Raw genomic sequence first — 20,417 nt, forward strand, 5'->3', positions numbered from 1 at the left:
GCCGGGCGTTTTTTATGTGTCGTCGGCGCTGAAGATGTTGACAGGCAAAGCCCTCGCTGGTGACCCTTTATCCCATGGAAAGTGGCGAACAGGATTGGACCAACTTGGGCTCTAATGCCTCAGATGATGACGCTCTGGAATCAGGCGATGATGGGTCGATGCGTGACGCAAAACGCGCCAAACGCCGCCTGCCACGCAAGATGACGGAGAAACGGCTTCACAACATCGCGCTGGCCTATCTTGATCGCTATGAAGCCAGTGAAGCTGGCTTTCGCGCTGTTTTGGAGCGCCGTGTCTACAAAGCAGCCCGTGCGCACAAAGAGGACCCTTCAGCGTTCCAACCGATGGTGGATGCCGAGGTAGAAAAGGCCGTCTCCGCTGGATTCATCAACAACAAACGCTTTGCAGAGAACCAAGTCTATCAGCAGCGTGGACGCGGGGCATCGGCCCGGGCCATCCAGGCGCGTTTGAAGGCCAAAGGCGTGGCCGATGATTTGATCGACCATGCCCTGGAAAGCGATGAACGCGACGATCATGCAGCGGCTTGGCGCTATGCGCGACGGCGGCGACTTGGGCCCTATCGCAGCAAAGGCCGAGCAGAGAAACGTGAGCGCGATATGGCTGCTCTTTGCCGGGCAGGCTTTGGCTTTTCGCTGGCTGCAAAAGTGATTGACGGCAGTCTTGAAGACGAGCCCTGCTGATGCGTGAGCTTTTAACGCCAGCCCAAATGGGTGCCTGCGATGCCTTCACGATCAATCATGGCACGCCTGGCATCGATCTGATGGAACGTGCTGGCCAAGCTGTGGCGGATGTTGCCAAGGCAATGACGCCTAAAAACGGCAGGGTCCTTGTGCTAGCAGGCCCTGGCAAGAATGGCGGCGATGGGTATGTTGCCGCGCGTTTGCTTGCCTCAGCTGGCTACGATGTACGCGTTGCCGCGCTCGGCGATACAAGGAAGCTGGAAGGGGATGCCAAATGGGCGTTTGATGGCTGGAATGGAGATGTCTTGCCAGCAACCGAGTTGGATACATCCGAGTTCGCCGCCTACGGCCTCATTCTTGACGCTCTGTTCGGCGCCGGGCTGACGCGTGGCCTTGATGGTGCGGCGGCGGCGCTCGTTCAGGCGGTCAATCACGCTGAAAAGCCCGTTCTGGCTGTTGATCTACCTAGCGGCCTTGATGGGCGAAAGGGTCAAGCCCTTGGCCCCGCAGTCCAGGCCACCTCCACCGTCACCTTCCACCGTCTGAAACCGGGCCACCTGCTCTATCCCGGTCGCGCGCTGTGTGGTGCGATCCGTGTGGCGGACATCGGAATTCATCATGATGCAATCAGCGCGGCGGGGTTCACTGCTCAGCTTACCGGTGCCTATCTGACAGAACACCTGTTCGACCTGTCGGCAGACGCTCACAAGTATGCACGGGGTCATGTGTTGGTGATTGGCGGCCCGCCAGAAAAAGCAGGCGCAGGTTTCTTGTCCGCTAGTGTTGCCCTCCGTGCAGGTACCGGCCTGGTGACGCTCGCTTTGCCGCCGGAGACGATGGCAGGTAGTGTTGGGCAATATCCGGCCCTAATGCGCGCGCGCTGTGCTGATGCCAGAGATTTGGCACGACTGCTCCGTGATGATCGTTTGACTGCCTGTGCTCTTGGGCCTGGCCTCACGCCCAATGAAGCAACGCGGCAGATGGTCTACGCGGCCTTGGATTCAAAAACGGCTCTCGTTCTCGATGCCGGTGCGATTACCGCGTTTGCGGGCATGGTCACCCCTTTGTTTGAGCGCATCATGGCGCGTTCGGCGCCGACCGTGCTCACCCCGCATTCCGGTGAGTTCAAACGGCTCTTTGGAGACAGCGAAACGAATCTCTCCAAAATTGAGAGAGCCCAAAAGGCTGCCCGCGGCAGCGGAGCGATCTTGGTACTCAAGGGCGCCGACACAGTGATCGCCCACCCCAATGGCCGCGCCGATTGCACCTATGTGAACGCAAATGCGCCGCCCTGGCTTGCAACCGCCGGATCGGGTGATGTCTTGGCAGGCATTGTTGCTGGACTGCTGGCGCAACCTGATACAGCGCATAACGACCCCCAGCACCAAACAGCCACCGTTGCGCTTGGTGTTTGGCTGCACGGAGAAGCAGGCCAACCAAGTGGCCCTGCGCTTGTTGCAACTGATCTGGAAGCTGCGTTGCAGACCGTTTTACAACGCGTGTCGCCATCACAGTTCATTGCGGTCCAAGGCTGATTGGCCAAACAGGTTTACTATACACGTTCACTAAACCGGCTAACCTTGCTGCTTAAGCTTACCACAAGCTTCTGATTTTCATGAGAATTCCCGCGTGTTTACGGTTTGTTAAGGACGGATAGCCGTCTGCGCAAACCAAGGGAAACGTCATGAAAACTCTTCTCCGCAAAACCCGCCTGCTCGGCCTCGCACTGGCCATGGCCCTTGCCGTTCAACCGCTCGCTTCGGTGATGACAGCCAGCGATGCGCACGCGGTTCGATATGACTCCTCTCCGATGATGGCCCCCGTTATTACAGGCGGTGGCGGTGGCTCGTCGGCAGGAGGTTGGATCGTTGGCGGCATCTTTGTTTCCGTGGCCTCTATCATTGCTTGTGCCATGATTGTTGGCTCCGAAGAGGGCCGTGAGATGACCCTGGAAGAAGCTCTGCTTTCCGGTGCCATTCCTTTGGGTTGCCTCTTCCGCGAACATCTCGCAGGTGAATAGCTGACCCTTACGATAATAAGAGCTCGATCGGTTCCTCCGGTCGAGCTTCCGCAAACGCTACCTATGATTGCATCACCAGTGCATTTGTGTTTCGTTAACGAAGTGCGGGCTGAGTTATGGGGTGTGCTATGAAAATTTCCAAGAGACTTGGTGTCCTGGCTGCGTCTGCCACGTTGCTTTTAGCCAGTCACTCGTTGACCGCTACATCAAGTCAAGCAGGCGACATGGTCATGGGTCCTACCGTTACCAGCGTTGTCGGCGGCGGCGGCTCTTCATCTGGTGGCTGGATCGTTGGTGGCCTGGTCATATCCGTTGCCTCCATTATCGCTTGCGCAATGATTGTCGGTGCTGAAGAAGGTCGCGAGATGACACTTGAAGAGGCGTTGCTTTCTGGTGCCATTCCTTTGGGATGCTTGTTGCGCGAGGAGTTTGGCATCGATCCGACGCCCTAAGCCGCCACTGCCTGACAAATTAAAGCAACGGAAAGGCCTGACGAGGCGCCAGGCGTCCGCTGCCGCCCTTTCGGTGGCTGTTGCTCCAATGACACCTGGCATCATTCGGTCAGCGATGGCCAGACCTACTCAAGGCGTCACTTTTGTTGAGGCAAACAGTGGCGAAGCAGAACGTCTGGCGTTTCAATACAATCTTACTTACAGCCAGCCGCCAAGGCTGCGGGCTGTTTGCGAAACCAGCGATGCAGTTGCACACACCCTGCGCTGGGCACGCGAAACCAACACGTCCTTTGCGATCCGCAGCGGCGGTCATTGCTATGGCGGTACCAGTAGCCACCCCGACCTGGTGATTGATCTGCGCGAACTGAACGCGGTTTCGGTGGATGCCACATCGCGCATAGCCACCGCCCAGTCGGGCACCAAACTCAATGCGCTTTATCGTGCGGGCTTTCCTCATGCACTGACTCCAGCGGCAGGCTGGTGTGGCGATGTGGGTGTAGGCGGCCACGTTCTGGGCGGCGGCCTGGGGTATCTGGCACGCGCCAATGGACTTCTTTGCGATCACCTCAAGTCGCTGACTCTCATCGATGCGCAAGGAGAGGCGCGAAGATGCTCCTCACAAGAGAACCCAGACCTTTACTGGGCGAGCCGTGGTGGAGGTGGTGGTTTTGGTATCGCTACCGAGTTCAACATAGTCTTGCAGCCTGTCGAAGACATGCATGCGCTTCGCTTGTTTGGTGGCATTGAGCCCTCAGACATGCCAGCTTTTGTCGAACGCTGGATGAGGTGGAGTGGAAACGCACCGCGTGCAACATCGAGCCAACTAGCGGTTGCAACTATGACCGATGGCCGACTTTTTGCGCGCGTGACAGGGCTTTCCAGCGAACCGCGCGACACAGTGTTTAGGGCCTTGCGCGGTGTTAGCGGGGGACTTCTACCCGTTGACGAGCAAACGCTTATCTCCGGTTCATTCGAACGCGTGATGGAAGATGCTGTTCTTTCCATACCCCATTTCTACCTGCATTCAGCATCGCACACAGCGGTTTGGAACAACGCCCTCTCGGCCACTGATCTCTCACCGATACTTGAGGCAATTGTTGCTTCAAGAAGAGAGACAGGATCGGTGAGTCTTCTGATCGAAGCGATGGGTGGTGCGCTTGCTGATACGCCCAGCGATGCAACCGCATTCCCGCACCGTGATGGAGCTTTCCTGGCGACAGCCAGCTACGGTACGATGAGCCAAGAGTTGTTGGAAGCTGCACGGCCTGACCTTGATGATGTCGGCCAAAAGCTCTGGCAGCACGCGGTCGCGAAAGGCTACGCGAACTACCGGGACCGATCGCTTGAAGACTTTGAAAATGCCTATTGGGGAGAGAATGTCACCCGGCTGCGTGCCATCAAGCGGCGCTTTGACCCCGACGGCCTCTTTACCGGGGTCCAAACCATCACCTGCTAGGCGGGGCGCAGCTCAAAAAGCACTGTGCCAATCGGCAGGCCGAAGCGGGTCACAACCGCTTCGTTGATGACCACACCGTCAGCACGGCGATAGATGACATCGGCAAAGCCAAGGCGGGTTGTTTCACCACGACTTTCCACGTCAGCCACGTAGGTCAGGCGTACCTCATCGCCGGTCTCCACTACGCTGGCGGTTCCCACCGTGTCTTCTCGCACGCCGGTCCAACCGTCGGATCCGGTGCGCGCAAACACCCAGGTGAGCCTGTCTGTCTCGCCATCATCGAAGGAGAAGTCTTCAACAACCGTCAGCGTTTCCACGCCACCGCGTCGTCGTACAGTGCCTTGCAAGCGCGCGTCAAAGCCGCGCTCAATACCTGCAATCGGCACAGAGAACAGACCGCGCCCAACCGTACGCCCTTGAAACGCATCCACCAGACTGATCGAGCGAACCTCGCCTTGTGGGGACGGCGGAACCGTGGCGCAACCCGCCACGACCAGTGGCGTAGCAAGCAGCAAGGATCGTCGTGTCAGCCCTGTTGGAATGGTCGATGCGCCCACTAGAGGGCGCTACCGATACGAGCGGTGCCGGTTTCACCATTGTCGCGCACCCAGTTGAGCGTATTCGCACCGGTGCGGGTAAGATCAAAACACATGGGCGATCCATTGTACCAGTTCTCGAACTGTTGGCAGAGACGGTTGCCATCAATCCACCAACGACCGGCATCTTGCGGCTGAACCCAGCGGCCCAAACCAAGCGCTTCACCATCGCCATCAACGCGGCCACTGGAGCGATAGTTTAGCGGGAACTCACCTCCAAAGGGCGTGGCCAAATAGATGGTTTTGCCAATGATCTCAGAGCGGATATCGCTCGCTGAGAAGGACGAGGCTTGAGCGGGCAGCGCCAGCAAAGCAGCACAGAGAACAAGAAAAAAGCGCATAAGGTTCACCAAGGTTTGGGAGGCAGATACCGAGCATACGGACCAACCTCCCATCGGTTCATTCCCTTACGTGGCAATGACGAGACCATTTCACGTCAACAGTGTGGCAAGGCGCGCGTGATCGGAGCATGGAGCCCAAGACTGAGGGTGTGCTCTGACCGCGAGAAACTAGGTGACCAGGATCGCTGAACCGCTTGCCACGCGCCCATAGAGGTGGATGACATCCTGATTGAGCAGGCGCACACATCCTGAAGACACCGCCTTGCCGATAGACCAAACTTCATTGGTCCCGTGCAGACGGTAAAGCGTGTCGCGATTGCCTTCAAAAATGTAAAGGGCACGGGCACCGAGCGGGTTTTCAGGGCCTGGATCCATGCCGCCATTGGCGATGGAAAAGGGTTCCAGTTCTGGCTGACGCGCCACCATCTCATCAGGTGGCGTCCAGCGTGGCCAGGGCCGTTTCCAGGCGATGCGCGCACGGCCAGACCACTCAAAGCCAGCACGGCCGAGGCCAACGCCGTAGCGCATGGCTTTGCCGTTCTCCATCACATGGTAGAGGTAAAAACTGTTCGTATCGACCACAACGGTGCCGACATTTTCGCTGGTGGGGTAATCCACCATGCGGCGTAAATACTGTTCTGGCACCTGGGTCAGGTCGACTGCCGGAACAGGGAACTGCTCCTGAGGCAGAGCGGCATACATCGAAAGGTAGGGGCTAGGACGCACCTCGGCATTCGGGACCAGCTGGCCCTGCGGCACTTGCGTGGTCATGCAGCCGGAAACGGCTAAACCCGACAGGGTGGCTGCGCCTGCCAGAAACTGGCGGCGGGTCGGGCGTTTGATCTGTGATGCCAAGCGATCAGCTTGGTGGGTGGGGGCAGTCATGGAAAGTCTCCAGCGGTACTCAAATCGTGCAACAGGTCCGCAATCCATCAACGCCGCAAGGGCATGTTGGTTCATCGGACAGAAAGATGGCAGCGATTTAGAGGCGCGGCGGCGGTAGCTGAAGCGCTTCAGCAAGCGCCAGAAGAATGCTGGCGTCATTGGTGTTGGAGGCTGTGCCTGCAAGCCCCGTTGTTCCGGCAGCTGTCGGGATCAGCCAACTGCAATCGGCAGAACTGCAAGGACCGGAGGGTGCGGCAGGCGATGCGCTCGCGGTACGCTTTGGTGTGGATTCCAGCAGCGCAATGGCTTCGCTCTCGGTCCATTCTGCTGCCGAGACTGTGTGCTCAGACAGCATCGGCGTTGATGCATCAATGCTCTTGGCAAGCGCAATGCCTCCGCCGCTGAAGGCAGAGATCAAAACAACACAGCAAAGGGCAATCACGGTTCGCATGCAGCGTGTCACGCCTCACAATTGCGGCCAACATGGGGCAGCGGCCGTCGCCGATAAGGATCGTCCATGATGGTTAAGCAAGCGTGACACAAAAAGCACACCAGGTTTATGCTGACAGTTGGATGGAGAAAAATGAGCGGACCGTCCGCCTTAGTCCGCCGTTCGTCTACTGAATTCCGCCGTTCGTCCGCTAGCCAGTCCGCCCAATTCCGCAAGCCGTCCGCCTGCGTTCCGCCCATCGCTTCATAATTCGCTGTGGTGCGGTCATGCCAAAGTTGTCGAGTAGGAAAACATGGTGCTGCCGGAGAGATTTGAACTCTCTTGCATAGTCCGCAATCCGCTGATTTTCAAGCGTTTTTCTGGCTTTCGATAGTTTGTTCAGTAACACAAGACTGTAACAGTGTTAAGGACAAAATTCATGACAAAATCACGCTATTCGTTCGGCGTAACAGAGGGTTACGTCGAGCCCAAACCAACACCCAGACGTTCACCAGCTGAAGCAGCGCTCCCCGCCGGTGCTCTGGTATCCAATCCGGCAGAGCGTGCTGACTTCCTGGCTGGAGAGCTCCAGCAAGCAACAAAGGAAGACCGATACGTCACTGCACCAAGCTTGGCTGACAAGTTCCTGGCCTCGAAAGGCGTCACCGATATCTCGGCGAGCCAGAGGAAGCGCCAGGTTTCCTATGTACGAGACTGGCTACGTAAACAGCACAAGCGAGGTCTGGTCGAGCGGGTTAAGGACATGATCGGAACCGAGTATCCCGGGACTGATGGCTGGCGCTGGGCACCCTCTCAACCAGGCGGGGCGGCCAGCTCATGAAGAAGCACTGGAAGAAACCAAGAGACTTCCCGATGGTCCAAGGGGCCGATGGCCTTATGCGCTGGACGGCTGGTTACATGAAACGCGTGCGCTCCCCAAAATCTGCAAGAGATGTCACCGAAGCTTGGTACTCATCTTGGCGCGGCAAGGAAGACAAGCCGGCGCGTGTGAAGAAGATGTACAAGCGGGGCAACGTGAACCGGGTTGCAGGGTGGATGAAGAGACAGCACGCAAATGGCAATCTGGAGCTCGTTGACCGCGGAGGCTTCGGAGGGGCCAAGCGCTACAGGCTGATTGACGGCAAGCTACTTACAAAGGTTAAGCCAACGCCCAGGCTATAAAGCGTGTACAAAAACTGCTGATGGTTAGGGTGAAATTTCCCTTTGAAATCATAGGGATGCAATAGTACACAGTATAGAACACAAAATTTGTATTAAGATATACATCCCCTGTGACACCCTAACTCCTGGAGCTGATACTGATAGTGACCCTCGCAAGGAGAGGATAGACCATTCCTTCTCCCACTTGGCACCCAAAGCATCACGACCTTGAGCCAGTACTTAAAGTGACCAGATACAGCACCCCCTTATGTTCCCTCCGAGCTAAAGGGGAGAGGGTGAAGATCACCACCCCTTTACCAAACGGTCTTCAATGCAATGCCAAGCATTGAGTCAGCTCCAGGCACAGCCCCATAGCGTTCAAGTCAGTGGCGGCTGTGTAAACCCATTTCCTGCACCAATTTGAATCAAGCTGGCAGGATGGTCGCTCGGCTACGCGGATCAGTGAACGGGTGCAAAGCCGTCGCGCCAACTTGTGTCGAACGAGGGCGCTTAATGAGATCGGGAAAACAAAACCAGACTTGTTTCAGGCCCGTCCACCGTAACGGCAGATAGCTTACTGCAATCATCAATCCCCGGTTCGGCCTTGATATCAGAGTGCATCTAGCTTCAAGCTATTCTCTATGAAGCTCCAACGTATTCTTGAAATTCTCTCGCATCCCTCCCAAGACGCATTCGTTCCGCGCGATGTCCTGGACGAGGGTCGAATCTTTGCGTTAGGCGTCTTTGAGAACAGTGAGGAACTCCACGGGCGGGTCAGTGATGTCGTTGATGGATTGACAGATCATGTCGGTCAGCCATTCGAAACGAAGCCTTGGGCTTTCACCTTCCAAATATCCACGCGGCTCTATGACGGCGTTGGTCCAAAGGTTCCCGTTGCCAGCGTTGTTTATCCGCAATCTGATGGACGGGTTTTTGTCCAAGACCACGTTGTAAGGCCGAAAAGTCTGCGTTTACTTGGGCAATATGTTTTCGACCACACACCTGATGGCACTGTGATAACTGTTCCAAAGGATCGATTTGGCGATGTCGATCTCAAGGACCGGGCCGCTGGCTCTTTGTATCCGGCAGCGATTGCTGTGCTCAATACTCGAGGGTGCAGTATCGATCTCATTCGGGCGCCGAGGGTGCTGAACGCAAGGCGGAAAAGGCAGGGGAAGAGGCCGATACCGGCACGCTATAACGTCGATACATCGGAATACTTCACAGCGGTTCAAGGTCAGACTTCTGGACAGAACAAGCTGGGAGTGCGGTCTAGCCCCAGGCCTCACCTCCGCCGCGCCCATGAACGGATATTGGCGAACGGAGAGCGTCAGTGGATAAGGTCCGCATTGGTCAATGTGAGGAGCGAAGGCGATTTAGCTTTCGTAGAACGCCGCGCCGCATATCGGTCGAGGACCAGCACTTAGTCCACCGCCTTTGCCGAGACCTTTCAGGGGGTCACACACGCGACATCCTGATACGTAAGCGCAACGCTTTGAGTTCCCCCCGGGTGGGGCCCTTGCCTCCAGGAGCCAATCAGAGAGTCACCAGCCCCCTTCAAGCTACCATCCTGGGCGCCTCCTCACCCCAAGTGTAGAAGCCCTCCTAATAGCCCCCTATGGCTCTCCTGGTTGCAAACCTGTGCTTGCCCTGGGTCCAGCCGCACGGTGATTAGCCTGCCACATGTCATCAAGGACAAGAGGGGAAGAGGGAAGATATCCCTACGCTTCTCTGCTTCAGGGTCAGCGCGAGGCCATCCAGACCGGCATGTCGCCTGATTCTATTTGGGTATACGTCCAGAGCCTAGCGTGGATTTGGCATTACTCCCGCCACTACTCATTGGTTTGGAGGGGACTTTCAACGTGGTAAGTTGGACCTGCCAAGTTACTCTAGGACTTATTTGACCCCTTGTTTCTACAAACTCAGAGAACGCCAAGCTTCGGCGTATCTGCCTCAAGTCGTTCACATTAGCCCAGTCTACAAGTGCACTCCTTGTGCGCCTCTCACTGATACCGGCTGGGGGGGGGTATGAAGAGTGCTTAAACCCCATTTGCCCCTCCCAGGCGAGGTATTTAACCAGACTAAGGACGCTCCCTAGCCCGATGCTGAAAGAACATGGTCGCAGAGCAAAAGCCGTCGGCAGTTGCAATAAGTGTGCGCAGGAGATTTTGCACAAGCGGTATGCTCAGAGTTAACGTTTTACCTCTTCGGCATCTTTTGCGGGACCACTCACCAAACACAATGATACGTACATGCGACGGCACATACGTTTTCTTGATGGGGTGGCAGGGAGTGTTCCTGATCTGACGAGTCGCCCCGTCCTGCTATCGCGAACAAGTCAGTTGAGCATCTCCTCGTAAGCATCCAAGTAAAGATCGGCCCAAGCCGCAGCCCCAAGGCCGTTCGGGTGCATAACGCCATAGGTGGATAGCATTCTACTCACCCTCCTTCCTCTCTGGCGCTCATAGTCGACCGCCGATTGATTTTGGGAAGCTACTGCATCGTCCGAAGTACGAATTCTCCTAGTCGTGAATGTATAGGCATTCAGAGGATTTCCCCCCGTGTACAGTTCTTCCTCACCAGCACACCAACCGTGCCCATCAAACAAACTGCTCGCCTCTAGAATTTGCCAGCGGTTTAAGCGACCTGCCTCTTCGATCTTTGTGTTTACAGCCTCTGCAGCGATCTCAGTTACCCGTTGCATCTCCCGTCGGCTAATCAATGGCCCAGCCCCTTGAAAAACATTAAAAGTTTGCATCCGGTAGCCCCCAGAACAATAAGAACCATCATCATCTTGGGTGCCGATGGGATAAGTTGTACCCAATATTTGCTCACTGGAAACACCTAGGTGCTCGGTCAAACTTTCGTTGAGCCGCTCATACAAAGGAATGGTTATTTCGGCTGCCTGTTCTGCGGTTTCTTCGGGGTCCTGACAAAGCCCCGATCCGCGACACTCAAACCAACTCTGCATGAACCAGTGGACGTTTCCCATAAATCCAACGTCGTTACCGATAATTGAAAGTGTGATTAGATCGACATCATAAGCAAGTTCAGACTCACATTCGATCACTTTCAGAAATGGATCATCATCGGGGAACCGATTGAAGTTTTCGGAAAAGTAATTGGCGTGCTGTTCATAATAAGCATTAAATTCTTCGATGTATTCTTCAATTTTTGGGTTCGCACATAGTAGTAATATGGCTTGATTAATTTGTGATAAGTTTGTTCTCCAGAGATCTGGCCTATCGCCGTTGATCTCTCTCTCCAAAATTCTCTTGGGCTCACTGGTTTCCAAGGTACCGCTATACGTTCCCAAGACACCAGAGAGCACCTCTGCTCCGGAACAAGCGAGATTTATGTGAACTACCTCAACTCGAGGATTGTATGACGCAAAATGTATGGCCGCCCGAGATGGCGCAGAAAGGAATGATCGATGGCAGGTGCGGTCCATCCAATATGCGGCATTTGGGGAGAGCGTGTTTTGTGCCCCCAAAGCCGGGATTCTCTCTATTCTGATTGGGGGATTAGATGAGGTGGCTGAATCAGTTCCACGCCGGTCTCGAAAATCAAATCTTGTGAGGGCGGCAAAATCAGGCACTCCTTCGCCCGACGAATATGAATCCCCCAAGGTTAAAATCAGTCGTTCTTCAATGAATGTATCAACCCCGGATAACGAGTATTCCGTGTTGCTCTCGGGAACAAATACCGAGATTGAAGTCGTGCTTTCTCCACGTCGCATACCAACCGAAATCCGCTCATCGCAGTTCTGAGTAGTTGTGTAGCCGTCGATATTCCAGTTGCAGGTGAGATTTTCAGCCGAAGGTATTTCGAGCCAAACATAAGCACGGCGCTTGCCAACATCGCCCTCCCATGGCCCCTCAGGCTCAGGTATTGGCTGAAGTAAACGCCGAACTAGAGGGACTTCGAATCCTTGATATCTCAGGTAGTTATGATCATAGTAAGTGTCTGTGCTTGTGAAGGCAGCGGCAAGCCATCGGCTTGAGATTTCTCGACCGTAGCTTTGCTCTTGATTCTCCGATGGCAACCTCAGTAGCCCTTCGGCTATTTGCCGTCGTCTCGGTCCACGCCTTTCCTCGGAGCAGAGTATGGGCAGATCGCTATCTCGACAATTTGGGTCTACATAAAGTTGCTCTCGGTAGGCCCAATCACCGCGAATCGAACTAGGGTCAGAAAAGTATGACTCCGATGCAGGCGACATAGGAGAAAAGGTCCGAAAAGGATGACGAAGCTCCCATCGCACCTCTGCATAGGCATGAGTTAACAACGCTACCCAGATTGTTAAAGATATTATCAATCGGATCATTGTCTAAGCCTCCACAGCGCTCTGCCATAATAAATTTGTACTGTTTTCCGGTAGAGTTTGTTTTGCAATACCAACTAATGCCTATCTGTGGACGGGAAATTCTATAGAAAATTCCTCGTGTATTCGGTTAATTAGCTGATTCGCTTTGGGTATACCTCTAGGGAATCGCGTGGATGGCATCCATAGATTGGTTCGATAATGCGCTTGATATATCCAAAACGAACCAACATATAGAAGACCATGCAAAACGAACCGCATGGAGGTTGCTATGTTCATTCGTGCTTATCTGAGGGCGTCTACCAAGGACCAAGACGCCAACCGCGCGGAACAAGACCTCAAGGACTTTGCCCAGTCGCGCGGCCTCACCATCGCGGCGACCTACCGAGAGAACGAGAGTGGGGCCTCTCTGAAGCGCCCCGAGCTGTTCCGCTTGCTATCTGACAGCGAGGCCGGGGACGTGCTTCTGGTTGAACAGGTAGATCGCCTATCGCGTCTCAATGCCCAGGACTGGGATAGCCTCAAGGCAGAGATCGCCGAGCGCCGCCTTCGGGTTGTCGCGCTGGACCTTCCGACCTCCTGGCAGATGCTCGAGACCTCCCGTGATGACATTCATGGACGGATGCTAGACGCCATCAACGGGATGATGCTGGATATGCTCGCCGCTATCGCTCGCAAGGACTATGAGGACCGCCGCCGCCGCCAAGCCCAAGGCATTGAACGCGCCAAAGATGAGGGACGTTACCGAGGGAGACCGGAAGATACCAAGCGGAACAACGCGCTCATGAAGATGCTCAGTGATGGGCAGAGCTGGGCGTCGATAGTTGATGCTACTGGTGTGTCCCGCAGCACGCTCGCCAAGCTATCAAAACGACTAAAGAAAGTCACTGAGACCGAAGTATCGTGATTCAGTGATTGGTGGAGCCGGACTGCTGTGCAAAGCTGATTCAGTCGGTTGTTCGCAGTATAGCTTAAGCCCCGCGAACGCGAAAACCGATAGTTCAGATGGCATACCGAGGCAGCTTTGAGCTCTTACCTGGACATTGCAGAGAAAGTGCTGGAACTGCGCAAGCGGCCAATGGGAGCACATGCTATACTAAAGGAGGCATACCTCCTGGATTTGGTGCCAACTCACCTGCATGGCGAGACTCAACACAAGACACTTCATGCCCGGGTCGCTGAAGATATCATCCGCAGTCGGGACCGGAGCAGGTTTGTACGAACTTCACCGGGAAAATTCTTCCTCCGCTCATTACTGACCGATGAAAGCATACCGAGTGAGTTTCGACGCACAATGACGGCTAGGCGTCGGAAACGGGAGCTCACTCCAGAGCCTGTCCTGTGCATTCGGAAGAGCAGCCTCAATAGACTGGCCCTAGTCTGCAAACACCGCGAACACTCTGCGCTGGAGCGCCTCCGAGATGGTGGTGACTTAGCTTACTTTGAGTACAAAAGGACTCCGGCTGACCACGTGCCGATTTGGACTTTTGTCAGTCTATACCGTGACGATTCAATCCTAACTTATAGAATAGGTCGATATCGGACTGATAATGACAGCTTAGCAGGCAAACGGACTGTCGGCTTTACCTCTTTAATCACCGAAAACCAGCAAACACTTTTCAATCACTCTGACCTTGGCGTATTAGAAGCAGGTGTAACAGCTCTCTCAATGGACCTCGACTTCCCACTCGGCGTCGAAACGCTTGAGGCGCAAACAAGTAGAGACCCGGCACTAGTGATTATCGGCGATCAAGTTGATGTAACGGCTGTCCTGCTAGCCTTTGACACCAAATGCCCCGCATGGTTTGAACCGACCACCAAACGCCTGTCGATGAATGACCTAAAGTGGCTGCCGTTTCGGGTTCCGCCCAACTACCTTGATGACTTCGACAACTGGACTAAAGCCTTCGTCAAAACGAAGTTTGCCTGGGAGTAGGCAAACTCATGCAGATCGCAGTGATAGACCTGCTGTACGCCGAGTACTTGAGGAATCAAGCTGGAGGGGCGTGCCCGGTCCGAGCCAAGCGTGCGTTGCAGGAAATATGTTGGCTTTACTCCCGCGAACAGCGACTTCCTTCAAGCGCCTGTGGGAGTATGGAGGTTGTCGTTTTAGGCCAGCTCGAGTCAAACATTGATGATCGCAAGTTGAGACGATGGTGTCTGAATGTGCTGGCGCTAATAGGGACGGCTTCACGTTCGAAAAGCACAATTGAAAGAGTGATCCAGAACTATCACAACGATCCAGACACTATGGCCTCTGCACTGACCGCTTACTTCAAGGTAGAGCAGGGTGCGTTCGGCGAATTGAGCGGCCGAAGTTACCTGAGTCCTCAGCAGATCAAACTGGCCGCACATATCGGAAATTTTGGGGCACGCATTCGAGATGATGGCACAACAATCAATATCGATACCGAAGGTACACCAATCCTAAAGAGCTCATTGGTCGCAGTCGGACTTGGAAGAGCGCCAGAAAACCTGTTTGATCCTCGCTTTGCCAATGGCGAACTTGTTCGACAGCTTTCGACGCATGATCACACGAATGTCGCCCAATATGCTGTGTGGGCAATCACTGAAAATCCAACTCTTACGGTCCAGAATCTGGGATTCGATATTAGGGACCTTACAACCAAGCCCGCTAATGTTCGCGGATGGACCTACAGGTTGTATGGAGACGCTGAAATTGACGATGCTCTCAGACATGAAGTTATTACTGAGGGGGCGGTCGATGTAGAGCCCGAGGCCCGGCTAAACCTTGCGCGTGGCATAAAGGCGAGGTTTTACGACGGAATCGAAGAAGTAACCTGCGGCTGGTTTTTGGACGAGCCAAATGCCGAGGTAGGCGAGGAAGTTCTTGTCCATATGGTCCGCCAGTCTGCTCGTTGTGGTGAGTATCGTCGACTTGCCTTAGAGGTGTTTGAGGCGGAGCACCCGAACAGCGAGTTACGCAGGCGCATGTTTGAAGCGGCCAGGGGGCAGCGGATTTATGCGGAGATGAAGAGGCTGGAGATTAAGGGTGACGGGGACCTTTTCGAAGCACTTACACTGGAGCGAAACGGAGACATCCAAGTGACAAACAACTACAACATAGGTGTCATACAAGGTGGTGCAGTTTCGCTAGGTGGGGATGCCAAGTCGGAAGGTAACATCACAAACAGCCTAACTGGGAACCAAATCCCGCAGTTTAAGGTCGACCTTCACAACTTGGCCAGCGAGCTTAAGGCCCTGCCCAGTCAAACCTCCGAGTTGAGTGATCTTGTTAAGCTGATCGAAGATACTGCCGAAAACCCGTCTGAAGAGAAACGGTCTGCTCTAAGAAGGTCTTGGGATACCATCACATCCGGAACAGAAGGTCTGGCCAAATTTGGGGGCGACATCACAAAGATCGCGGGGATATGGGAGAAGGTCGCGCCCTATTTGATCTAAGCCTGGGTGTTGGCGTGAGATAAGCATCGGTCCCTGCGCATGAGCTTTTCAGGCCCTTGTGGCGTTCGGGCCATCGAACCAATCCAATCGATCAACAAAGCCCAACTCGGTCGAATTGGCAGTGATCGTTCAGACTAAGGATATCACGCATCATTTATTAACGTCGCACCTCCCATGTCTCTAAGAGAAACACAGACATGGCTCCCGCTAGGTTTACCGCCAGTCCTGCATGTCGCTTCGCGGGGCGCACCGGGTTCTTACCTTGACCATGAGCATCGCCCATCCGGTTGCGCAGAGTGCCAAGGTTTTGAACAACCGAGTGGCAACCGCCAAGGATGGCTCTGAAGGTCTCTTCAGTGTGCTGAGAGGGTGCTAGATTCAGCAGCTCCGACACCCTCTTGTATAGCTTTGGCAGGTCGTTGTTCTCGTATGCCTCCCCAGCTTCGTCTAGGATGTGCTTACAAGTGCTCTCCAAAAGTGTGCGAGCGGAGGTGATCGCCCCTTCCGGGTCCTCTTCTCTCCTCGCCAGGGCACGGGACCATGCTTGCTGAGCGGCCTGAGTGTCGAAGTTCGCCAGGCTATCGGATACTGCCTCGTCTAAGGGCTGAGTGTCCCGTCTTTCCATCTCCGCGATCATCGGTGCCAGAGAATCATAGACGTATTGCCGCCGTTTCGCCCAGGAGCCTGAGCCAGACGCATGGGACTTCAAGTTGCCCCAGACCTGATCGTGTCCCCTGCTGTGGCGAATGAAAGCGGGGAACTTATCAAACTGAGGTAGCTTCATGAGCCGCTCCCGGACCTCTCGGTACATCTGCTCGTCTAGGCGATTACCTTCGGCAACCGGAAGCAACAGGTCCTGAAGCGCGAGGACTAGCTCGAGTGGGCCACTTGGAACTTCATTTGGATGCATCATCAGCTCCAACGCCATGATGAGCTAAGTCACTTTCAAGCTCTATCCAAGGCAGCTTCTTTATCTCGCGGAAGAGCTCCTCGGCTTCAAAGTCGCCATACTTCCTGCCCTGAGGAGCCCCTAGGTGGCCTGCTATCGCGAACTCATATTGTTCTTCAATCCCCACCTTCCGGCATATGTTTTTAAAACGATGTCGCCATGAGTGGGTAGGCCGAAGCTCTTTATCAACGATCCCAACGCGGTGACGAACAAAGTCGCCGACTGAGCCTGAAATAGACTCCACCCGTCCCGCCAAGTTGGACGCGCTCGGAGGCACAAAAACTCTAGGCCCTGGACGCGACCTTAGCTCGCCTAGAATGCCCATCTTTAGAAGCTGAGGATGGAGTGGAACAATACGATATTTCCGCGTCTTTACGGAGCCCGCCTGATGAGCGATCCGATAGAAATCGACACCATCTTCGTTCAGCAGGTCCTCCTTACGGAGTTGCACAATTTCAGAGACACGCGCTCCCGAAAACGCTTGCATCCAAGGTACCCAGCGACATGCAAAACGTGCGTCTGTCTCCAGCCTTCCCCAAAAGCTATCATCTGCCCTTCTGGACGCTCGCAAGATCGCAATAGCCTCTTGATTGGTAAAGGCTGGCGACCGATTTCTAATGGGCTCTGGCGTTCGCGTTGATAGAGCGGCAGCCGGATTGTCAACAAAAACACCGCGAGACCGTTGCTCCAGGATCGACTTGATCGCCGCAACATAGCCGCCGTCGATAGTTTTCAGCGACCGCGGTTTGGTGCCGTCTCTTGGGGACATCAAATCCTGCCGCCATTCACGCAGTCTGGTATCGGTGATGGCGCTTAGCTCTGCTGTACCTAGGTACTCGACAAGAGCGCCAACAATTCCCCTGTACTTAGTGACAGTCTTAGGAGCCCCACCTTTTGCTGCGTGCTCAATCTTCCATCGCTCAAAACAGTCCCAGACGGTCTCGCCTTTTTGCGCACTAGCCGCCTTTGGCAAATCGGGGAGTGCCTTCCAGTGTTCGACCACATCGAGAAGAACCCGGTAGTCCTTCTTTTCTGCGACCTGTTTGTTGGCGATGCGGTATCGGTCTACTTGCTTGGCGATATCCACCAGCAACGGTAAGCGATCATTCGGGTGCAGAGTTTGAATACCCGATTGCTCTAGTGTCTCTTGAAGCAGAGGACCGGCCACGGCTTTTATATGCAGTGTCAGGGTATCAGCACGCATCGCCCTCACTAGCTGGCTGAAGCCTTTGGGTGCTCTTACGCCTTGGCTGTAAAGTTCGCCGTCTTCACCTTGGACAAGTTCTTGTGGGTCCGATGGAATGGGGAAGTCGGGGTGTTTGTCGGTGAAGTCTAAGAATGCCTGCCTAATCTCAGGACTGTAACGCTGCTCAAGGCACACCCGTTTGGGCTCGCTACCTGCTGGGTAGCGTTTGTCGATAAGCGCTGACGCAACTTTCAGCAGACCATCGCGCTCCGGAACCGTCAGTGGTGTGGGCTTATGCCTGAGTGCATCCTCCCATCTGGATAGTTCATCCCGCCAGCTGGCCTCCAAGTCTAACGCACGTCGCTCTGCTTCGTTTTGGTCCTCTGTGCCGAGAGATAATGAAGTGGATACGGTGCCCTGCACCCTTATACCCAGGGCAACTAATTCATCCCGGCGCTGCCAAAGTGCAGAGGGAACTGATCGCCTCCAGTACTTTTTCTTCGAGCCTTTGCGGGTGTGGACACCCTTCATGCGCCATCGCCTGTATCTCATCCAGTAACAGCTTTCTGTAACACTTTGCCTTGCACAAAGCCAAGAAAACCGCTATGTTATTGGAGTTACTTGCAAATTATGGTGCTGCCGGAGAGATTTGAACTCTCGACCTCTCCCTTACCAAGGGAGTGCTCTACCCCTGAGCTACGGCAGCAATCATCAAGGCGCGCGTGATGCCACAGCCCATACGGGCGTGCAAGGGGGCCGGTCAAGACACTTTTGTGCCGAAGGAACCAAGGATGTGCTTGCCGAGTACCACCATGATCTTGGCCCGCGCGGTTTGGGCGCCTATACCGACTGCCATGACCATCATATGGGATGGATGCAATGCCTGACGATGCAGATAAAAACCGCAACAGCAAAGCTGAACCTGGCGCACCAGATGACCCGCGCGCTGCGGCGCTGCGCGCCAATCTTGCCAAGCGCAAACAACAGGCCAGCGCACGGCGCGGTGGCAAGGCGGTTGGCAAGAAAGAAACATCGGTGTTCGACACGCTGAAAGACAGCGAGCAGCCAGAAAGAGGATGAACGCTCTCCGCTGATCGCCATTTACTGTGCATGCAATCGGTTCGCCTTGTTGGTGCCGCGTTTCTTGTGTCTTGCCGCGATTGGCCGTAAACGAGCGGCCTGCTTGTTAAAAGAGAGTTCACCATGGACAAGATCCGCATTGTCGGCGGCAACACACTCAACGGCACCATCCCGATCTCAGGCGCAAAGAACGCAACATTGCCCTTGATGATCGCAAGCCTTGCGACAGCCGAGACGCTGACACTGCACAACGTTCCCGGTTTGCAGGATGTGGTGACCCTTTCTCGGATCTTGGGCAATCACGGCGTAGACTACGCGGTGGCCGGACGTCGGTCTGGCGCCAAGCGCGGCTACGGTTCCACGGTGAAGCTGACGGCAGGTGAAATTGTCGACACCACCGCCCCCTATGATTTGGTGCGTCGCATGCGTGCAAGCTTTTGGGTGATTGGCCCACTTTTGGCGCGTATGGGGCAAGCACGAGTTTCCCTTCCTGGTGGTTGTGCGATCGGCACGCGCCCGGTGGATTTCTTCCTGGACGCCTTGTCATCTCTGGGCGCTGACATTGATATCGAACAAGGCTATGCGGTCGCTGAGACGCGCAACGGCCTAGTCGGCAACCGCATCGCGTTCCCGCGCGTCTCCGTTGGCGCGACCCATGTTGCAATGATGGCTGCTGCGCTCGCCAAGGGCGAAAGCGTGATCGAAAATGCTGCCAGTGAGCCGGAGGTTGTCGACGTCGCCAGCTGCCTCAACGCCATGGGCGCAAAAATCGAAGGCGCGGGCACGCGCACCATCCGCATTCAAGGTGTTGATGTGTTGCACGGCGCTGAACACTCCGTTGTCCCAGACCGTATTGAAACCGGCACCTACGCGATGGCTGCCGCTATGACCGGCGGCAACGTGACGCTTACAGGCACCCGTGCTGAGCATCTCGGTGCTGCACTCGATACGCTGGAAGAGGCCGGTGTTTCCATCGAGCGAGGCGCGGACAGCCTAACCATCTCGCGCAATGGCAACGGCCTTATGCCAGTTGAGGTAAGCACCGAACCATTCCCAGGGTTTCCTACCGATCTCCAGGCGCAGTTGATGGCGCTGATGACCATGGCGCAAGGCACCTCGACAATCAAAGAAACGATTTTTGAGAACCGCTTCATGCATGTGGCCGAATTGGCCCGACTTGGTGCAAGCATCCGCCTAGACGGACAAAATGCCTATGTGGAAGGACAGCCTTCGCTGACAGGCGCTGAAGTGATGGCAACCGACCTGCGCGCCTCGGTGTCGCTGGTGATTGCCGGTCTTGCTGCCGAGGGTGAAACGACCGTTGGTCGCGTCTACCATCTGGATCGCGGCTTTGAGAATTTGGAAGAAAAGCTGTCAGCTTGCGGCGCGCAGATTGAACGCTTGGCGGCCTGATCT

General features: G+C 55.1%; 19 protein-coding genes, 1 tRNA gene and 1 pseudogene. 13 read left to right on the forward strand and 8 right to left on the reverse strand.

Going from position 1 to position 20,417, the window contains the following annotated elements; genetic code table 11:
• Positions 1-59: 59 nt before the first annotated feature.
• The 5 genes from ABWH92_RS01945 (at position 60) to ABWH92_RS01965 (ending at position 4,629) form a co-directional block, all read left to right on the forward strand.
• Positions 60-701, forward strand: coding sequence for a regulatory protein RecX (locus ABWH92_RS01945; protein ID WP_375571660.1), 642 nt, complete (start codon positions 60-62; stop codon positions 699-701).
• Positions 701-2,236 (forward strand): NAD(P)H-hydrate dehydratase, encoded by a 1,536-nt coding sequence (locus ABWH92_RS01950; RefSeq protein WP_375571662.1) that lies wholly within the window; start codon positions 701-703, stop codon positions 2,234-2,236. Before ABWH92_RS01945 ends, ABWH92_RS01950 begins: the two co-directional genes overlap by 1 nt.
• Before the next feature lie 149 nt (positions 2,237-2,385).
• Positions 2,386-2,721, forward strand: coding sequence for a hypothetical protein (locus ABWH92_RS01955; RefSeq protein WP_375571664.1), 336 nt, complete (start codon positions 2,386-2,388; stop codon positions 2,719-2,721).
• Positions 2,722-2,951: 230 nt separating this feature from the next.
• Positions 2,952-3,173 (forward strand): hypothetical protein, encoded by a 222-nt coding sequence (locus ABWH92_RS01960; RefSeq protein WP_375571666.1) that lies wholly within the window; start codon positions 2,952-2,954, stop codon positions 3,171-3,173.
• A gap of 115 nt (positions 3,174-3,288) precedes the next feature.
• On the forward strand, positions 3,289-4,629 hold the full coding sequence (locus ABWH92_RS01965; protein WP_375571668.1) for an FAD-binding oxidoreductase: 1,341 nt from the start codon (positions 3,289-3,291) through the stop codon (positions 4,627-4,629).
• Here the strand turns inward: ABWH92_RS01965 and ABWH92_RS01970 are convergent.
• The 4 genes from ABWH92_RS01970 to ABWH92_RS01985 form a co-directional block, all read right to left on the reverse strand.
• Complete coding sequence (locus tag ABWH92_RS01970) at positions 4,626-5,186, reverse strand: DUF3833 family protein (protein WP_375571670.1); 561 nt, start codon at positions 5,184-5,186, stop codon at positions 4,626-4,628. The genes ABWH92_RS01965 and ABWH92_RS01970 overlap by 4 nt on opposite strands.
• Positions 5,186-5,566 carry a hypothetical protein gene (locus ABWH92_RS01975; protein WP_375571672.1) on the reverse strand — a complete coding sequence of 127 codons (381 nt, stop codon included), beginning with the start codon at positions 5,564-5,566 and terminating at the stop codon, positions 5,186-5,188. The genes ABWH92_RS01970 and ABWH92_RS01975 overlap by 1 nt, the downstream gene beginning before the upstream one ends.
• A gap of 168 nt (positions 5,567-5,734) precedes the next feature.
• Positions 5,735-6,451, reverse strand: a complete 717-nt coding sequence (locus ABWH92_RS01980) for a L,D-transpeptidase (RefSeq protein ID WP_375571674.1) — start codon at positions 6,449-6,451, stop codon at positions 5,735-5,737.
• Between the two features lie 97 nt (positions 6,452-6,548).
• Complete coding sequence (locus tag ABWH92_RS01985) at positions 6,549-6,902, reverse strand: hypothetical protein (protein WP_375571676.1); 354 nt, start codon at positions 6,900-6,902, stop codon at positions 6,549-6,551.
• Positions 6,903-7,320: 418 nt separating this feature from the next.
• Between ABWH92_RS01985 and ABWH92_RS01990 the strand changes: the two genes are divergently transcribed.
• Both ABWH92_RS01990 and ABWH92_RS01995 read left to right on the forward strand, forming a co-directional pair.
• Positions 7,321-7,722 carry a hypothetical protein gene (locus ABWH92_RS01990; protein ID WP_375571678.1) on the forward strand — a complete coding sequence of 134 codons (402 nt, stop codon included), beginning with the start codon at positions 7,321-7,323 and terminating at the stop codon, positions 7,720-7,722.
• Positions 7,719-8,063 carry a hypothetical protein gene (locus ABWH92_RS01995; protein WP_375571679.1) on the forward strand — a complete coding sequence of 115 codons (345 nt, stop codon included), beginning with the start codon at positions 7,719-7,721 and terminating at the stop codon, positions 8,061-8,063. The genes ABWH92_RS01990 and ABWH92_RS01995 overlap by 4 nt, the downstream gene beginning before the upstream one ends.
• 2,317 nt (positions 8,064-10,380) lie before the next feature.
• Here the strand turns inward: ABWH92_RS01995 and ABWH92_RS02000 are convergent.
• On the reverse strand, positions 10,381-12,087 hold the full coding sequence (locus tag ABWH92_RS02000; RefSeq protein WP_375571680.1) for a hypothetical protein: 1,707 nt from the start codon (positions 12,085-12,087) through the stop codon (positions 10,381-10,383).
• A gap of 547 nt (positions 12,088-12,634) precedes the next feature.
• Between ABWH92_RS02000 and ABWH92_RS02005 the strand changes: the two genes are divergently transcribed.
• From ABWH92_RS02005 to ABWH92_RS02020, 4 genes and pseudogenes are all read left to right on the forward strand, one after another.
• A complete protein-coding gene (locus ABWH92_RS02005; protein ID WP_375571682.1) occupies positions 12,635-13,270 on the forward strand; it encodes a recombinase family protein in 636 nt (211 codons plus the stop codon).
• Positions 13,271-13,387: 117 nt separating this feature from the next.
• Positions 13,388-13,606 (forward strand): annotated as a pseudogene (locus tag ABWH92_RS02010) (HTH domain-containing protein); the annotation flags it as partial.
• 228 nt (positions 13,607-13,834) lie between these two features.
• Positions 13,835-14,299: a hypothetical protein gene (locus tag ABWH92_RS02015; RefSeq protein WP_375574307.1), complete on the forward strand. Its 465-nt coding sequence runs from the start codon at positions 13,835-13,837 to the stop codon at positions 14,297-14,299.
• An 8-nt stretch (positions 14,300-14,307) separates the two neighbouring features.
• Positions 14,308-15,786, forward strand: coding sequence for a hypothetical protein (locus ABWH92_RS02020; protein ID WP_375571684.1), 1,479 nt, complete (start codon positions 14,308-14,310; stop codon positions 15,784-15,786).
• 157 nt (positions 15,787-15,943) lie between these two features.
• On the opposite strand, the gene ABWH92_RS02025 is transcribed toward ABWH92_RS02020, so the two are convergent.
• From ABWH92_RS02025 to ABWH92_RS02035, 3 genes are all read right to left on the reverse strand, one after another.
• On the reverse strand, positions 15,944-16,714 hold the full coding sequence (locus ABWH92_RS02025; protein WP_375571686.1) for an abortive infection family protein: 771 nt from the start codon (positions 16,712-16,714) through the stop codon (positions 15,944-15,946).
• Positions 16,683-18,452 carry a hypothetical protein gene (locus ABWH92_RS02030; protein ID WP_375571688.1) on the reverse strand — a complete coding sequence of 590 codons (1,770 nt, stop codon included), beginning with the start codon at positions 18,450-18,452 and terminating at the stop codon, positions 16,683-16,685. Before ABWH92_RS02030 ends, ABWH92_RS02025 begins: the two co-directional genes overlap by 32 nt.
• A gap of 100 nt (positions 18,453-18,552) precedes the next feature.
• A tRNA-Thr gene (locus tag ABWH92_RS02035) sits at positions 18,553-18,627 on the reverse strand.
• 173 nt (positions 18,628-18,800) lie between these two features.
• Between ABWH92_RS02035 and ABWH92_RS02040 the strand changes: the two genes are divergently transcribed.
• Together ABWH92_RS02040 and murA are read left to right on the forward strand one after the other, a co-directional pair.
• The gene (locus ABWH92_RS02040; RefSeq protein ID WP_375571690.1) at positions 18,801-19,001 is read left to right on the forward strand and encodes a hypothetical protein; all 201 of its coding nucleotides are present in this window, start codon (positions 18,801-18,803) and stop codon (positions 18,999-19,001) included.
• 123 nt (positions 19,002-19,124) lie between these two features.
• Positions 19,125-20,414, forward strand: a complete 1,290-nt coding sequence (gene murA / locus ABWH92_RS02045; protein WP_375571692.1) for a UDP-N-acetylglucosamine 1-carboxyvinyltransferase — start codon at positions 19,125-19,127, stop codon at positions 20,412-20,414.
• The last annotated feature ends 3 nt before the right edge of the window (positions 20,415-20,417 follow it).

The sequence above is a fragment of the Ahrensia marina genome, from assembly GCF_042140245.1.
Lineage (GTDB): Bacteria > Pseudomonadota > Alphaproteobacteria > Rhizobiales > MH13 > MH13.

Excerpts from the sequence above, each read along its gene's own strand:
- ABWH92_RS01950 (WP_375571662.1), top strand. The coding sequence starts at position 701 with ATGCGTGAGCTTTTAACGCCAGCCCAAATGGGTGCCTGCGATGCCTTC.
- ABWH92_RS01965 (WP_375571668.1), top strand. The coding sequence starts at position 3,289 with ATGGCCAGACCTACTCAAGGCGTCACTTTTGTTGAGGCAAACAGTGGC.
- ABWH92_RS02005 (WP_375571682.1), top strand. The coding sequence starts at position 12,635 with ATGTTCATTCGTGCTTATCTGAGGGCGTCTACCAAGGACCAAGACGCC.
- ABWH92_RS02025 (WP_375571686.1), bottom strand. The coding sequence starts at position 16,714 with ATGGCGTTGGAGCTGATGATGCATCCAAATGAAGTTCCAAGTGGCCCA.
- ABWH92_RS02030 (WP_375571688.1), bottom strand. The coding sequence starts at position 18,452 with ATGAAGGGTGTCCACACCCGCAAAGGCTCGAAGAAAAAGTACTGGAGG.
- ABWH92_RS01995 (WP_375571679.1), top strand. The coding sequence starts at position 7,719 with ATGAAGAAGCACTGGAAGAAACCAAGAGACTTCCCGATGGTCCAAGGG.
- ABWH92_RS02040 (WP_375571690.1), top strand. The coding sequence starts at position 18,801 with ATGCCTGACGATGCAGATAAAAACCGCAACAGCAAAGCTGAACCTGGC.
- ABWH92_RS01975 (WP_375571672.1), bottom strand. The coding sequence starts at position 5,566 with ATGCGCTTTTTTCTTGTTCTCTGTGCTGCTTTGCTGGCGCTGCCCGCT.
- ABWH92_RS01990 (WP_375571678.1), top strand. The coding sequence starts at position 7,321 with ATGACAAAATCACGCTATTCGTTCGGCGTAACAGAGGGTTACGTCGAG.
- ABWH92_RS01960 (WP_375571666.1), top strand. The coding sequence starts at position 2,952 with ATGGGTCCTACCGTTACCAGCGTTGTCGGCGGCGGCGGCTCTTCATCT.
- ABWH92_RS01980 (WP_375571674.1), bottom strand. The coding sequence starts at position 6,451 with ATGACTGCCCCCACCCACCAAGCTGATCGCTTGGCATCACAGATCAAA.
- ABWH92_RS01955 (WP_375571664.1), top strand. The coding sequence starts at position 2,386 with ATGAAAACTCTTCTCCGCAAAACCCGCCTGCTCGGCCTCGCACTGGCC.
- ABWH92_RS01985 (WP_375571676.1), bottom strand. The coding sequence starts at position 6,902 with ATGCGAACCGTGATTGCCCTTTGCTGTGTTGTTTTGATCTCTGCCTTC.
- murA (WP_375571692.1), top strand. The coding sequence starts at position 19,125 with ATGGACAAGATCCGCATTGTCGGCGGCAACACACTCAACGGCACCATC.
- ABWH92_RS02020 (WP_375571684.1), top strand. The coding sequence starts at position 14,308 with ATGCAGATCGCAGTGATAGACCTGCTGTACGCCGAGTACTTGAGGAAT.